Origin of the sequence: Fredinandcohnia onubensis, from assembly GCF_002734215.1 — a bacterium.
GTDB classification, from domain to species: Bacteria; Bacillota; Bacilli; order Bacillales; family Bacillaceae_L; genus Ferdinandcohnia; species Ferdinandcohnia onubensis.
In genome coordinates this window covers 610,983-625,105 of sequence record NZ_NSEB01000004.1, presented here as the reverse complement: position 1 = coordinate 625,105, position 14,123 = coordinate 610,983, and the positions used below count along the sequence as shown (strand labels likewise).

The 14,123-nt window shown below is 39.6% G+C and carries 13 protein-coding genes; 4 read left to right on the top strand and 9 right to left on the bottom strand.

What is annotated here, in order from left to right; translation table 11 throughout:
• Positions 1-192 precede the first annotated feature (192 nt).
• The 3 genes from CKK03_RS06075 to CKK03_RS06065 all read right to left on the bottom strand — a co-directional run bounded on the left by CKK03_RS06075 (position 193) and on the right by CKK03_RS06065 (position 5,664).
• Positions 193-1,977 carry an acyl-CoA dehydrogenase FadE gene (locus CKK03_RS06075; protein WP_099361701.1) on the bottom strand — a complete coding sequence of 595 codons (1,785 nt, stop codon included), beginning with the start codon at positions 1,975-1,977 and terminating at the stop codon, positions 193-195.
• A gap of 55 nt (positions 1,978-2,032) precedes the next feature.
• A complete protein-coding gene (locus tag CKK03_RS06070) occupies positions 2,033-3,211 on the bottom strand; it encodes an acetyl-CoA C-acetyltransferase (RefSeq protein ID WP_099361700.1) in 1,179 nt (392 codons plus the stop codon).
• Between the two features lie 68 nt (positions 3,212-3,279).
• The gene (locus tag CKK03_RS06065) at positions 3,280-5,664 is read right to left on the bottom strand and encodes a 3-hydroxyacyl-CoA dehydrogenase/enoyl-CoA hydratase family protein (RefSeq protein ID WP_099361699.1); all 2,385 of its coding nucleotides are present in this window, start codon (positions 5,662-5,664) and stop codon (positions 3,280-3,282) included.
• A gap of 254 nt (positions 5,665-5,918) precedes the next feature.
• Here CKK03_RS06065 and CKK03_RS06060 point away from each other — a divergent pair, with 254 nt between their 5' ends.
• A complete protein-coding gene (locus tag CKK03_RS06060) occupies positions 5,919-6,068 on the top strand; it encodes a YuzL family protein (protein WP_099361698.1) in 150 nt (49 codons plus the stop codon).
• Between the two features lie 847 nt (positions 6,069-6,915).
• On the opposite strand, the gene CKK03_RS06055 is transcribed toward CKK03_RS06060, so the two are convergent.
• A complete protein-coding gene (locus tag CKK03_RS06055; RefSeq protein WP_099361697.1) occupies positions 6,916-7,833 on the bottom strand; it encodes a proline dehydrogenase family protein in 918 nt (305 codons plus the stop codon).
• Positions 7,834-8,052: 219 nt separating this feature from the next.
• Here CKK03_RS06055 and CKK03_RS06050 point away from each other — a divergent pair, with 219 nt between their 5' ends.
• A complete protein-coding gene (locus CKK03_RS06050; protein WP_180271165.1) occupies positions 8,053-8,373 on the top strand; it encodes a hypothetical protein in 321 nt (106 codons plus the stop codon).
• Positions 8,374-8,389: 16 nt separating this feature from the next.
• Positions 8,390-8,743: a spore coat protein gene (locus CKK03_RS06045; RefSeq protein WP_180271164.1), complete on the top strand. Its 354-nt coding sequence runs from the start codon at positions 8,390-8,392 to the stop codon at positions 8,741-8,743.
• Between the two features lie 37 nt (positions 8,744-8,780).
• On the opposite strand, the gene CKK03_RS06040 is transcribed toward CKK03_RS06045, so the two are convergent.
• The 5 genes from CKK03_RS06040 to CKK03_RS06020 are packed head-to-tail and all read right to left on the bottom strand — an operon-like array spanning position 8,781 to position 12,703.
• On the bottom strand, positions 8,781-9,029 hold the full coding sequence (locus tag CKK03_RS06040; protein ID WP_099361696.1) for a YusU family protein: 249 nt from the start codon (positions 9,027-9,029) through the stop codon (positions 8,781-8,783).
• A complete protein-coding gene (locus CKK03_RS06035; RefSeq protein ID WP_099361695.1) occupies positions 9,001-9,807 on the bottom strand; it encodes an IucA/IucC family C-terminal-domain containing protein in 807 nt (268 codons plus the stop codon). The genes CKK03_RS06040 and CKK03_RS06035 overlap by 29 nt, the downstream gene beginning before the upstream one ends.
• Position 9,808: 1 nt before the next feature.
• The gene (locus tag CKK03_RS06030) at positions 9,809-10,618 is read right to left on the bottom strand and encodes an ABC transporter ATP-binding protein (protein WP_099361694.1); all 810 of its coding nucleotides are present in this window, start codon (positions 10,616-10,618) and stop codon (positions 9,809-9,811) included.
• Between the two features lie 25 nt (positions 10,619-10,643).
• Positions 10,644-11,702 carry a FecCD family ABC transporter permease gene (locus CKK03_RS06025; protein ID WP_099361693.1) on the bottom strand — a complete coding sequence of 353 codons (1,059 nt, stop codon included), beginning with the start codon at positions 11,700-11,702 and terminating at the stop codon, positions 10,644-10,646.
• Positions 11,699-12,703: a FecCD family ABC transporter permease gene (locus tag CKK03_RS06020; protein WP_099361692.1), complete on the bottom strand. Its 1,005-nt coding sequence runs from the start codon at positions 12,701-12,703 to the stop codon at positions 11,699-11,701. Before CKK03_RS06020 ends, CKK03_RS06025 begins: the two co-directional genes overlap by 4 nt.
• A 413-nt stretch (positions 12,704-13,116) precedes the next feature.
• Here CKK03_RS06020 and CKK03_RS06015 point away from each other — a divergent pair, with 413 nt between their 5' ends.
• Positions 13,117-14,091, top strand: coding sequence for an ABC transporter substrate-binding protein (locus CKK03_RS06015; RefSeq protein WP_099361691.1), 975 nt, complete (start codon positions 13,117-13,119; stop codon positions 14,089-14,091).
• Positions 14,092-14,123 lie beyond the last annotated feature (32 nt).

The following is a 14,123-nucleotide window of genomic DNA, read 5'->3' as shown; positions in this document are numbered from 1 at the left end:
ATTCTCACCACCCCTACAACATACTACCCAAATATTTTAACATATAAAATTTTGAAATAACAACGATTCTCTATCTTCCAAGGATTAATTTCGACTCATTTCACGTTTATCCTGCTTAATAAAGAAGAATCTCTCTAATTTAAGAAAAAAAGCCCCTATTCTAGGAGCTTTTTCTCGCCGTTCCGTTTTGAATTACACAGTGTATTTTTCAGCCTCGATAAGTGTTGCTGCAATTTCACGTTTTTTCGCAATGACATTTACTGGTGTATGACGAGTTAATTTACGTAGTGCAGATGTCATCATCCGTAAAACATCGCCTTCTTCTGTCGCAACAAGTGTTTCTTTAGCGTGAGCTTCAATTTCATTAAATGCTTCTTGAACAAATACTTGAGTATAAAGGATCTTTTGTTGATTTTTATCTTCACCTGATTTGTTGATTGCTTTTTCTGTACGAAGAACCACAGATTCCATCGCATAAATATTTGCAGCAATATCGGCAATATTTGCAAGAATCTCTTGTTCTTTCTCAAGCTTAGGACCAAATTTTTGTGCTGCAAGTCCAGCAATCATAAGAGCAATCTTCTTTGCATTTCGAACTAGGAATTTCTCTTGTTCTAGAACGCCCTCGCCCACCTCTTCAGGCATCAGCATCATGAGCTCCTCTTGAAGCTGTGTAGCTTTTTCAAGTAAAGGTAATTCCCCTTTTAATGCCTTACGTAGGAATGTTCCAGGGACGAGTAGACGGTTGATTTCATTTGTTCCTTCAAAAATACGGTTAATACGAGAATCACGGTATGCTCTTTCGATTTCGTATTCCTGCATAAATCCATAGCCACCATGGATTTGAACACCTTCATCAACTACATAGTCTAACACTTCAGTGTTGAAGAATTTATTAATCGAACACTCAATTGCATATTCAGCAATTGATTTTGCAACTTCTTTACCATTCTTTACTTCTTCTTCGGATAATTGCCCCATACGGTCTTCAAAATAACCAACTGTACGATACACGCTGGATTCAGCCGCATAAATCTTTGATGCCATATTCGCTAATTTTTCTTGGATTAAGCCAAATTTTGAAATTGGCGTTTTAAATTGTTGACGTTGGTTTGCATATTTTACAGCAAGTTCAAACGCACTCTTCGCACCGCCAACCGCACCTACACCTAGCTTATAACGGCCAATATTTAAAATATTAAAAGCAATTACGTGACCACGGCCAACTTCACCTAAAAGGTTATCCACTGGTACCTGTGCATCTTCGAGAATTAGTGTACGTGTTGAAGAACTCTTGATCCCCATTTTCTTTTCTTCAGCACCTGTTGAAACGCCAGGAAACTCACGCTCAACAATAAAAGCCGAGAATTTATCGCCATCAATTTTTGCATAGACAACAAATACATCCGCAAAGCCAGCATTTGTAATCCATTGCTTTTCACCATTTAATACATAGTGCGTTCCTTCTGCATTTAATTTTGCAGTCGTCTTTGCACCTAGTGCGTCAGAACCTGAACCTGGTTCTGTTAATGCATATGCTGCTAATAACTCACCTGTAGCTAATTTAGGAAGGTATTTTTGTTTTTGCTCTTCATTTCCAAAAAGAACAATTGGAAGTGAACCAATTCCAACATGTGCTCCATGCGATATGGAGAATCCACCTGCTCTTGCCATTTTTTCAGCAATTAAAGCAGAGCTTACTTTGTCTAGACCTAATCCACCATACTCTTCTGGTACGTCTACACCTAACAGGCCAAGGTCTCCTGCGCTTTTCAATAATTTTACTGAGCGATCAAATTCATGGTTTTCAAGTTGCTCAACCTGTGGAAGAACTTCGTTTGCTACATAGTCTTCTGTAGTTTTTGCGATCATTTTATGTTCATCTGTATAATCTTCCGGTGTGAAGACACGGTCTGCTTCAAGATCTTCGATTAAAAAGCCCCCACCTAAAACGACTTTATCAGTTGCATTTGACATTTGGTTTCCCCCTAAAAGTTTTATTCAGAGGCTAACTCATTGTTAGCCATATTTTTTAAGCTAGTAATTCAAACACTCCGGCAGCTCCCATACCACCACCGATACACATTGTGACAACACCAAACTGTACATTACGACGCTTCATTTCATGCATCAATGTAAGTGTTAATTTTGCTCCTGAACATCCAAGTGGATGACCAAGTGCGATTGCTCCACCATTTACATTTACTTTTTCTTCATCAAGTCCTAATTCACGAATAACCTGAAGAGACTGAGAAGCAAATGCTTCATTCAACTCAAATAACCCGATATCTGATAGCTCAAGGCCTGCCATTTTAAGTGCCTTTGGAATCGCTGCAACTGGACCAATCCCCATAACTTCTGGTGGTACTCCAGCTACGGCAAACGATCTAAACTTCACGAATGGGGTCAAACCGAGGCTTGTTGCTTTTTCACGGTCCATCACCATTACAGCAGCTGCACCATCACTTGTTTGTGAAGCATTTCCTGCTGTAACAGATCCAGTCACTGAGAATGCTGGTCTTAATTTTGCAAGCACCTCAAGATTTGTATCTTCTCGAACACCTTCATCCTGAGAGAAAAGGACATGTTTTTCTACTAATTTATTATTTGCATCCACATGACGAAGAGTTACGTTTACTGGAACAATCTCATCCACAAACTTACCAGCTTTAATCGCTGCTGCTGCCCTTTGATGACTTCTTACAGCAAAAGCGTCTTGATCTTCACGACTTACACCGTATTTTTCCGCTACCTGTTCTGCTGTATGGCCCATTCCCATATAGTATTCAGGTGCTGTTTCTGCAAGCCTTGCATTTGGACGGACAACATGGCCCATCATTGGTACTAGACTCATAGATTCTGCTCCACCTGCAATTGCTGTATCAGAATGTCCGATCATAATTTTTTCTGCTGCATAGGCAATTGATTGAAGACCAGATGAACAATAACGATTAATCGTAATTGCCGGAACTGTATGCGACAATCCTGCTAATGCCCCAATATTTCTTGCCATATTTAAGCCCTGTTCTGCCTCAGGCATTGCACATCCGATGATTAAATCATCAATATTCCCTTCATAATTACCTGCACGTTTCAATGTTTCTTTAACAACTAGTGCTCCTAAATCATCTGGTCTAACATTTGCAAGTGTACCTTTTTTCGCTTTACCAACAGGGGTTCTCGCACCCGCTACGATGACTGCTTCTCTCAACACATTCCCTCCTAACTTTTTAACCGGTCAGGAGATTGAAGTATCCAATCTCCTAAAAACTTATATGTTTAGTTACGTAATGGTTTTCCTTTTACAAGCATGTGTTGCATTCTGGCTTGCGTCTTTGGCTCACCAACAAGGCTAAGGAATGCTTCACGTTCAAGGTCTAATAAGTATTGTTCATCTACCTCAGTACCATATGGAACATTTCCACCTGCAAGTACCCAAGCAAGCTTTTTCGCGATCTTAAGGTCATGGTCTGAAATGTAACCTGAGTATTTCATTGCTTGTGCACCCAATAACAAGGTTGCGTATCCTGACTCACCAACAACCGGTACCTTCTTACGTACTGGAGCTTTATACCCTTGTGCGGACAATGCTAGCACTGATTGTTTCGCATCATGGATGAGGTGATCTCCATTGAAGCTTATGCCGTCTTCTTTTGTTAAAAAGTTATTCGTACGTGCTTCATCAGCTGATGTTGAAACCTTCGCCATGGCTATTGTTTCGAATACTTTGTTTGCGACATTTTGAAGATTTAACTCTACTCCTGCTGGCATTCCTTGAAGATGGTTAATGTAAAGCTCTTTATTTCCACCACCGCCAGGGATTACACCTACACCAACCTCTACTAGCCCCATATAGGTTTCACTTGAAGCTTGAACCTTAGCAGCAGGTAAACAGATTTCTGCTCCTCCACCAAGCGTCATGCCAAATGGTGCTACGACCGCTGGTTTTTCACTGTATTTGATATTCATCATCGCTTGTTGGAACTGACGAACAACAAGTTCGATATCATAAAAATTGTCATCCTGTGCTTCCATTAAAATCATCGCAAGGTTAGCACCGACACAGAAATTTTTCGCCTGGTTACCAATCACTAAGCCTTTATAGTTTTTTGCTATTTCATCTATTGAGTAATTAATCATCTGAATAATATCGAAACCTATTGCATTATTAGGTGATGTGAATTCTAAAAGGGCAACATCATCGCCTAAATCTATTAAACTAGCACCACTATTTTTCTTAATGACTCCATTTGTTTCTTTTAATGTCTTAATATTTATATTCTTTGGATTTACCTTAACTGCTTTGTATTCGCCGTTTTGATAATAAGAAATAGAACCATTCTCTTTTTTATAAAACGAAGTATGTCCGTTTGCTAGCATTTCTTTAATCCACGCTGGCACTTCGGCACCTTCTGCTTCCATCTTCTTCACAGATTTTTCAAGGCCGATTGCATCCCATGTTTCAAATGGACCTAATTGCCAGCCGAAGCCCCACTTCATTGCCTCATCGATAGCAACGATGTCATCTGCAATTTCACCTAAAAGAGTAGCTGAATAGATAAGTGCTGGGCTTGTAATATTCCATAATAGCTTTCCGGCACGGTCCTCCGCATATAAGAGAGTTTTTAACTTATTCGCTGTTCCTTTCACTTGCTTAATGGAAGCTGTAACTGGAGTTTGTAGCTTTTTTCTCTCTTGGTAGTGGAGAGTTTCAGGGTTTAATTCTAAGATTTCCTTACCCTTTTTCAGGAAAAAGCCTTGCCCTGATTTACTCCCCAACCATCCTTTTTCCAGCATGGCTTTCATAAAGTCAGGAACATCGAAAACTTCTTTTTCTGCTCCGTCAACTTGTTCATAAACATTATTGGCCACGTGTATAAATGTATCTAGCCCAACAACATCGAGAGTACGGAATGTTGCGCTCTTCGGTCGTCCAATCATAGGACCTGTAACTGAGTCTACTTCCCCTATGCTATATCCGCCTTTTAACATTTCACGAACGGTAACAAGCAACCCATATGTTCCAATCCGGTTTGCGATGAAGTTCGGTGTATCTTTCGCTTCAACGACTCCTTTTCCAAGTACATCCTCACCAAATGATTTCATAAAAGAAAGTACTTCTGGGCTTGTGTTTTTTGTCGGAATCACTTCAAGCAATTTTAAATAACGAGGTGGGTTGAAGAAGTGGGTTCCTAAAAAATGCTTCTGAAAATCCTCTGAACGTCCTTCAGCCATAGCCTCAACCGAAATACCAGATGTATTAGAACTCACAATGCTTCCTGGCTTTCTCACGTTATCGATTTGGCTAAAAACCTTCTTCTTAATTTCAAGGTTTTCAACAACCACTTCAATAATCCAGTCAACCTCTGAAAGCTTTGCCATGTCATCTTCAAAGTTCCCAGTTGTGATTAGAGCGATGTTTTCCTTAGAAGTAAGTGGTGCTGGCTTTTGTTTCAACAACTTTTGGACTGCTGAATCACTTAGACGATTTCGAACTTGTTTATCCTCTAATGTAAACCCTTTCTTTTTTTCTACTTCTAAAAGTTCACGAGGAACAATATCTAATAGTAATGTGGGTATTCCGATATTAGCTAAGTGTGCAGCAATACCTGATCCCATAACTCCCGAACCAAGAACTGCAGCTCTTTTAATGCTTTGGATCATTCACAGTTTCCTCCTTTTATGCTTTTTGAACATTTGAATGAACACTCATTCATTTTTCTTTCAAAAAAAATATCCCCTATTCGAATTCGCCTTATGGATTTTTTGAACATCCAAAAGAATGAGTTCCTTTATATCTAAATATAAAGCAATATTTTAATTTTCGCAATATATTCAACAAACAATTTTTGTTTTTCTTTGGAATTCGCATTGAAAGTTGAGATTCAGGTGATTCTAAGAACTGGAGGTGAATCAAAATGGCTAAAGTTGATAAAAACCCATCAAAACGCGCGGTTGGTGCAGCAAGTGTAAAGGGAAATGCAGGTCCTGATACAAGAGCGAGAAGCGGAAAAACACAATCCACAAACCAACAATACGGAGCTCATAATACGGGCGGAGAAGGTTAATAGGTAGAGGTTTTTTGGGGGCTGGGGTGATGAAGGACTTTACGAGGCAAATGCTGGTGTGGAAGTGCCTTCATCACCTTGATGAAGGACTTTATGAAGTGAACACTTGAGCGGTGGGGACTTCATCACTTTGATGAAGGACTTTACGGCGGATCTTGCGTTGGGTTCAGGACTTCATAAGACCGATGAAGGACTTTACGATGCGAATTCTTATGCTTAAGTGCCTTCATCACCTCGATGAAGGACTTTACAGCGGATCTTGCGTTGGGTTCGGGACTTCATAAGACCGATGAAGGACTTTACGAAGCGAACTCTTGAGCCTAAGTGACTTCATCACCTCGATGAAGAGGAATTCGAAGCAAATATATAAGCCCAATCCCCTTCATTACCTCGATGAAGAGGAATTCACAACAAATTTTTCAACCCAATCCCCTTCATTGCCTCGATGAAGAGGAATTCACAACAAATACTTCAACCCAATCCCCTTCATCACCTAAATGAAGAGGAATTCCCTGCAAAAACCTCATCCCAATCCCCTTCATCACCTCAATGAAGAGGAATTCCCAGCAAAAACCTCAACCCAATCCACTTCATCACCTCGATGAAGAGGAATTCACAGCAAAAACCTCAACCCAATCCCCTTCATCACTTCGATGAAAAGGAATTCACAGCAAATACTTAAGCCCAATCCCCTTCATCGCCTAGATGAAAGACAATTCGCAGCAAATACTCCGCCCCAATCCCCTTCATCTCCTCTAACCCTTAAGCATCCTCATAATCTCGAAGCAAACAAAAAAGCAGCGCTAGAAAACACATTTTGTTTTCCTCGCACTGCTTTATTATTTACCTACTTCCCAAAAACTCCTTTTAACACAAATGCTACATTTGCTGGTCGTTCAGCAAGTCGTCTCATGAAATAGCCATACCAGTCCGTTCCATACGGTACATACACCCGCATCGTATATCCCTCTTTTACAAGCTCCTCATGGCGTTCTGTTCGAATCCCGTAAAGCATCTGGAACTCAAATTGGTCATGGCTTATATTATGTTCCTTTACTAATTCCTTCGTATATTGGATCATAGCCTCATCATGGGAAGCAACTGCTGTATAGTTTCCATTCAGCAAATGCATTTTAATGATTTTCTTAAAGTTCTCATCGACGTCCTTCTTGTCAGGAAATGCTACTTCTGGTGATTCTTTATAAGCACCTTTTACAAGACGAAGATTTGGATGATACTCATTTAGGTCTTCTATATCTTGGACAGTACGATAAAGATAAGCTTGGATTACAGTTCCTACATTATCGTAGTCTTTTCGAAGTTCTTTAAAAATTTCAATTGTCTTTGCGCATCGTGAGTAGTCTTCCATGTCAATTGTCACGAAGACATCGTTTTCTTTTGCGGCATCAAGGATTCGTCGCATATTATTCATAACAACCTCATCTGAAATATCCAATCCCATTGAGGTCATTTTTAAGGATAGTTGTGCATTTAGCTTTTCTCTGCCAATTGCTTTGATTGCCTCAATTGAACCGTCAGCCATAAGATTCGCCTCTTCTACACTGTCAACGAATTCACCGAGATAATCGATGGTGACCGCGAGGCCTTTTGCATTTAGCTCTTTGATTTTTTTTACAGCTAAATTTATTGTTTCTCCGGCGACAAATCTAGCCGCACCAAAGCGCAAGCCATATTTTCTCGCTATTTTTGTAAACGCTTTATTTTTTGATAAAAATAAAAAGAAATTACGTAAAATTTGTTCCATTTCAATTTCCCCCTCGAAATGCAATCATAGCTGTAATCTAGCAATCTACCTAAATTCTCATTTATTTTATCACGATTAATTTGCTTTGGATATATACCCGGAAAAATTTTGTCGAACGCCTACATTTTGGAATACTTCCATATTTCATTGTATGCATTGCATACAAAAACGTTTTGTTGGAAACCTAATAGTGAAAAATAGGATAAGGAGGGTTTTTATATGCAACAGCAGCAATCACAACAGCAACAACAGCAACCTTTTTATACTCCAAAGAGTGGACAAATGTCAGAAACTCCTGCAGTTATTACATCAAAGGACCTCTTATACTTAACAGATATGATGTCCTGGAACCTTTTAGCATTAAAAAAGGCACATTTCTTTGCAGGCCAATGTCAAATGCCTGAAATCTCTCAAGCGCTCGAAAAAGCATGTCAAATGCATGAGCGCCATTATCGACAAATTTTAGATCATATGCAAAAGCATACGGGGCAAGCACCACAGCAACCGAGCCAAAATCAACAAAGCCAGCAAATGCAATAGAAGGAGGGCTACATAAATGAATCAGCAAATGAACCAAAATCCAAATCAGGTAAGTAATCCAAAAACGACCGTTCCAAAAACACCCGAAATGAATGATCGTGATTTTATCAATGACATGCTTGCAACGGAAAAATATATGACTGCTGCATACAGCACTGCCTTGAATGAAATGAGTCATGATGGGCTTTATGAAGATATCCGCTCCATTTTTAATGAAACACAGGACTGCCAAAGAGAGCTATACAACCTTATGTTCAAGAACGGCTGGTATAAGCTTGAGGAAGAAGAAACTCAAAAGGTTCAACAAAAACTGCAACAATTTTATAACTATACAACAACGCAATTCCCAAACCATAATACAATGCAATAGAAAAAAAGAGATGAAGCCCCTTGTTGGTGCCTCATCTCTATTTATTTTTTGAACGATGTTCCTCATTTAATTTTTTGATTTCTGCAATGATTTCCTTGATGCCCTCCTTTGCATCTGGGTAGGTTTCGTTCCAGTGCTTTGCAAGAGGTGGCATTGATTTTGATATATGCATATACAAGGACCATAGCTTTACTTTTTCCTTTAATTCCGGGGAACTTTCGCCAAGTAAAAGCTCTGTATATTTTTCTAGTAATCCATCAACTTGTTCTTCTATTTTTTGATTCATTTTTATTAACTCCTATTTTACAGTTAAGCGGACATGTTTTGCAACGGTCTCCGCTACTTTTGGTTTTATAGTAAAGACAACATGTTGTCCTTGTACGAATGTTTTGTTCATATTCTGGGCGATACACCTTTATACCGTAATAACGTGATAAAGGGTTAAAATCTATCGGACCAAATAGTTCCCCTTCCGCATTCTTTACAAGATACGTAAAATCATCCTGGATCATCTCGCGTTTTTCATCAAACTTTGGTCTTGCCAGTACAGATTCATAGAGCCAATACACATATATCGCAACATTTTCCCAAAGCACTTTTTTCGAGAGGCCGGAATGCTCAGATAGAGCCATTAAGACTTTATGGATATTCTCATGAAAAATAGCCCGAATCGTTTCGTTTCGCCATTGCTCTCTAGATTCAGAAGGACCGGATACCGTATGAAGGTTAAAAAAGTAGAACTTCGGATTCCAATACCAGATTTCCTCTTCATCACTTGTTTCTAATGAAATATTAGTCAATGAAACATTTAATCGGTTATTTAAAACTGTCATTGCATACAAATTCAGGACAGCAAAAAATCCATAACGTTTCATGAACATGGATGCCGCTACTCGTTTGTCTGGCGCAGATATCTTCTGCTGGACATCCTCCAAATATTGTTTAATCTTCTCTTCCTCTAAAAGCTCTATCACAGGACTTGATAGGTTTGATTGAAATTGTTGATTACTAAAACGAAATTCCTTTAATTGTTCGATTTCTGTTTCCAAAAGGAGGTTTGACATATTAAACTCCTACCTTATTTAATATACGTCTTCCTTTGCCGTGAGGAATGCATAGAGGCGTTCCAAACAATGGATCAGTGGCAACATCACAATTCATGCCAAACACATCTTTGACAAGACTCTTATTGACAACAAATTCAGGCTTGCCCTGTCCGTAAATTTGTTTATTTTTAATTGCGACAATATGATGGGCATAGCGGCATGCTAAATTTAAATCATGCAGTACCATGATGATGGTTCGTTGTTCTGTTTCATTAAGTTCAAATAACAGGTCTAAAATTTCGATTTGGTGTGTCATATCGAGATATGTTGTTGGTTCATCAAGTAAGATAATATCGGTTTGCTGTGCAAGTGTCATTGCAATCCAAGCACGTTGACGTTGACCACCTGAGAGGGAATCCACCGTGCGTTCCGCGAAATCCTTCATATTGGTAGCTTCTAGTGCGTGATTAACCATTCTCTCATCTTCTTCTGTCCATTGCTTAAGCCAATTTTGGTATGGATAACGCCCTTGTTTCACTAATTGGAGGACAGTTAACCCTTCTGGTGCAGTTGGTCCTTGGGGAAGGATGGCAAGCTTTCTTGCTATTTCTTTTGTCGGAAGTTTAGCGATTTTCTCCCCTTCAAGGAGAACAGCACCTTGTTTTGGCTTCAATAATCTTGCTAAAGAACGTAGCAAAGTTGATTTCCCACATCCATTTCCACCAATAAAGACCGTGATCTCCCCTTTTGGAATTTCAAGATGCAAGTCTTCAATGATAATGGAGTCTCCGTACGATAATGTTAAGCTTTCCGTTTCCAGTGCATTCATCCAATACGCCCCCTTTAACTTTTTTCTAGCTGTTTCTAGTCTTATAAAGCAAGTAGATAAAATAAGGTGCTCCGATGGCAGCGGTGAACACGCCTGCTGGCACTTCGGTTGGAGAGAAAGCGGTTCTCCCTATTAAATCCGCCAGCATGACAAGAATTCCCCCTAAAAGGGCAGCCGTTGGGAGCAATGCTCCAAAGGCTGAACCGACTAATCTCCGGGCCATATGTGGTGCCATTAGGCCAACGAAACCAATCCCGCCTGCAAATGCAACTGCACTACCTGTTAATGCAGTACTTACTAACAATAAAAGAAATCTATGTTTTTGTACGGCACTCCCTACTCCGGTTGCTAGCTCTTCTCCTAGTTCTTGAATGTTTAGGTGTCGTGCAAGCATGAAGGAGATAACTAATAACATAATGACAACAGGACTAAGTATTTGTACATTTGCCCATGTAGACCCATTAACAGTACCTGTAATCCAAATATTTGCCTGACTAGCTTGATAAATCGGTCCCATTACCATAAATGTTGTTGTCAATGCTTGTGTGAGGGCTGAAACACCAATTCCGATGAGAACAAGGCGAATGGGCGAAACACCATTTTTCCAAGCCAACACATAGACCAAAAAGGCGACAACAGTCGCACCAATAAATGCAGCGACAGGCATCCATTTTATACTTACAGTTAAAGCATTGCTAGAATTTGAAAAAGTGGCTAGAAAGGCAACCACGGCAACAGAAGCACCACCTGTAATTCCTAGAATATCTGGTGAGGCTAGTGGGTTTCGAATAATTCCTTGCAGAATACTCCCAGCAGCTGCCAGCGCCATTCCCACTAATAATGCAATGATAATTCTTGGTAAACGAAATGAAGTGACAACCAATTGTTCCATTCTTGAGCCATAACCAAACAATGTTTTGACAACAGTAACGGGGTCTATCTTCATTTCACCTAACCCTGTACTGGCTAAAAATAAAATAATTGTTACTACTATTAGAACGAGAACCGTTATAAATGATTTATGATCAATTAAAAAAGAGATGTTTCCCTTTTTTCCAAATCGAATAGATCGATATTTATTCATGCTTTACGAAACCCCTTTCTTGCCACATAAATAAAGAAAGGTGTTCCAATTAAAGCTGTCATAACACCGACTGGCACCTCTTCTGGCATGACAATATATCTGGCAGCTATGTCAGCTAGTAGAAGTAATACGCCACCAAGAATCCCACAGAATGGCAGGATCCATCGATGATCAATTCCTACTAAGCTTCTCGCAAGGTGTGGAATGACTATCCCAATAAATCCAATTGGTCCGGCAACTGCCACTGCACCACCAGCTAGTAGAATAATCGTAAAGGCTGTAAATAGCTTAACCGTTCCAGTTCGCTGTCCTAAGCCTTTTGCAACATCCTCACCCATTGTAAGAACATTGATTTTGTTGGCTAATAGAAGGGATGCAACCCATGCCACTGCTAAATAAGGAAGAACACTCGTAAGCATTTCAAGCTTTCGTCCTTGAATAGAGCCGGCAAGCCAAAATAATACTTGGTCTAATGCCATTTCATCAATAACTAATAATCCTTGCGTAAAGGAAGAGAACATCGCGGCCATCGCCGCACCCGCTAATGTTAACTTCATCGGAGTAAGACCTTCTCTACCTAGTGAACCAATAAAATAAACGATAAACGCGGCAATCGCTGCTCCTAAAAAAGCAACCCACGTAAAGGCTTGTAAGGAGTTGATCGAGAATATCGAGACACCTGCTACAATAAAAAATCCAGCTCCCGCATTTACGCCGAAGATACCTGGTGATGCCAATGGATTTTTCGTTAAAGCCTGCATGAGTGCTCCGGCAATCCCTAAACTTGCTCCTACAGCTGCAGCAATAAGTGCGCGAGGTAAGCGAATTGTTTCAATAATAATATGTTCATTTGAACCATCAAAAGCCGTGAATGTTTGATAGGCCATTTTCCAAGATGTATCGGTATACCCATACACAATACTTGCACACATTGAAAAAAGTAATAATAAAATTCCGATAATAAGTCCAGCAAATTTAGCTTGATTTGATTTCAAAACCATTATAGTAAGACTCCTTGAATAATTAGAAAAGCGCAAGGGGCCTGCTTATCGGCGACAAGCATAAGACGAGCGCTGACAGAAGGCGCTTTTTGCCTTCCGAAGCGATTGGCTTATGACCTCGAGCCGATGGCTCCTGGAGCTAGACATTGTAAGAAAGACATGTATGACTTTAGTTAAACATGTTTATGTTATATATTAGGTCGTTTTTTGTTAGGCTTTACTTTTCATATGCCTTCTTATTCATTGGAACAAGAAAGCGAAATTAGTAATTTAGTTCTCTTTTAGTCTATTGGAAGTGAGAATGATTGTCAACGGGATGAAAATCATTCTCAATTTTGTATTGACTAATGTTTCAATTCATTTTATCATTTTAAGTAATTGAAAACCATTATCAATTAACAGGAGGATACATAATGAACGTTAGAAAGAAAGCTTATCTAGGATTCCTAACATTGGCTGTATTATCACTTCTTTTAGCTGCTTGTGGTGCAGCAGATAACACAGACAAAGGCAACAATGAAACTGAAGGAGCAAATACATACACGGTTGAACATGCCATGGGTACCACTCCAATCAGCAAAAATCCAGAAAGAATTGTCATTTTAACAAATGAAGGAACAGAAGCCTTATTAGCAATGGGAGTTAAACCAGTTGGCGCTGTTCGTTCTTGGATTGGAGACCCTTGGTACGAACATATCGAAGATCAAATGGAAGGTGTCGAAGTTGTCGGTGAGGAAAGCAATGTCAATATCGAAGCCATTGCGGCACTTGAGCCAGATTTAATTATCGGTAATAAAATGCGCCAGGAAAATATTTATGAGCAACTAAAAGCGATTGCCCCAACAGTTTTTGCTGAGGATTTACGTGGTGATTGGCAAAAGAACTTTACCCTATATTCAAAAGCCGTCAATAAAGAAGAAGAAGGAAAGAAAGTCCTTGGTGAATTTGAAGAGCATTTAAATCAGGTTAAGGAAAAAATCAATACCGACGCTGAAGTATCAGTCGTGCGCTTTATGGAAGGAAGAACTCGAATTTATTATACTGATTCGTTCTCTGGCGTGATTTTCGAACAATTGGGCTTGAAACGTCCACAGCAACAGGTTGATTTATTTGCTGAAAATCCTGAAGATCAGTTTGCAAGAGAAGTGGACCAAGAAAAAATCCCATTAATGGATGCTGATGAAATCTTTTATTTCACATATGAAACTGGTAATGGAGAAGCTACAAAGGTCGAGGAAGACTGGATTAACAATCCGTTGTGGCAAGGTCTAAATGCCGTGAAAGCAGGAAAAGTGCACAAAGTAAGTGACCCTATTTGGAATACTGCAGGCGGCGTTCTAGCAGCAAACCTTATGCTAGATGACATTGAAAAATACTTAGCGAAGTAAAAGTGAGCTCCCACCTTTTTGGCGGGAGCTTT

Excerpts from the sequence above, each read along its gene's own strand:
- CKK03_RS06015 (WP_099361691.1), top strand. The coding sequence starts at position 13,117 with ATGAACGTTAGAAAGAAAGCTTATCTAGGATTCCTAACATTGGCTGTA.
- CKK03_RS06040 (WP_099361696.1), bottom strand. The coding sequence starts at position 9,029 with ATGAATCAAAAAATAGAAGAACAAGTTGATGGATTACTAGAAAAATAT.
- CKK03_RS06030 (WP_099361694.1), bottom strand. The coding sequence starts at position 10,618 with ATGAATGCACTGGAAACGGAAAGCTTAACATTATCGTACGGAGACTCC.
- CKK03_RS06055 (WP_099361697.1), bottom strand. The coding sequence starts at position 7,833 with ATGGAACAAATTTTACGTAATTTCTTTTTATTTTTATCAAAAAATAAA.
- CKK03_RS06065 (WP_099361699.1), bottom strand. The coding sequence starts at position 5,664 with ATGATCCAAAGCATTAAAAGAGCTGCAGTTCTTGGTTCGGGAGTTATG.
- CKK03_RS06045 (WP_180271164.1), top strand. The coding sequence starts at position 8,390 with ATGAATCAGCAAATGAACCAAAATCCAAATCAGGTAAGTAATCCAAAA.
- CKK03_RS06075 (WP_099361701.1), bottom strand. The coding sequence starts at position 1,977 with ATGTCAAATGCAACTGATAAAGTCGTTTTAGGTGGGGGCTTTTTAATC.
- CKK03_RS06020 (WP_099361692.1), bottom strand. The coding sequence starts at position 12,703 with ATGGTTTTGAAATCAAATCAAGCTAAATTTGCTGGACTTATTATCGGA.
- CKK03_RS06025 (WP_099361693.1), bottom strand. The coding sequence starts at position 11,702 with ATGAATAAATATCGATCTATTCGATTTGGAAAAAAGGGAAACATCTCT.
- CKK03_RS06035 (WP_099361695.1), bottom strand. The coding sequence starts at position 9,807 with ATGTCAAACCTCCTTTTGGAAACAGAAATCGAACAATTAAAGGAATTT.
- CKK03_RS06060 (WP_099361698.1), top strand. The coding sequence starts at position 5,919 with ATGGCTAAAGTTGATAAAAACCCATCAAAACGCGCGGTTGGTGCAGCA.
- CKK03_RS06050 (WP_180271165.1), top strand. The coding sequence starts at position 8,053 with ATGCAACAGCAGCAATCACAACAGCAACAACAGCAACCTTTTTATACT.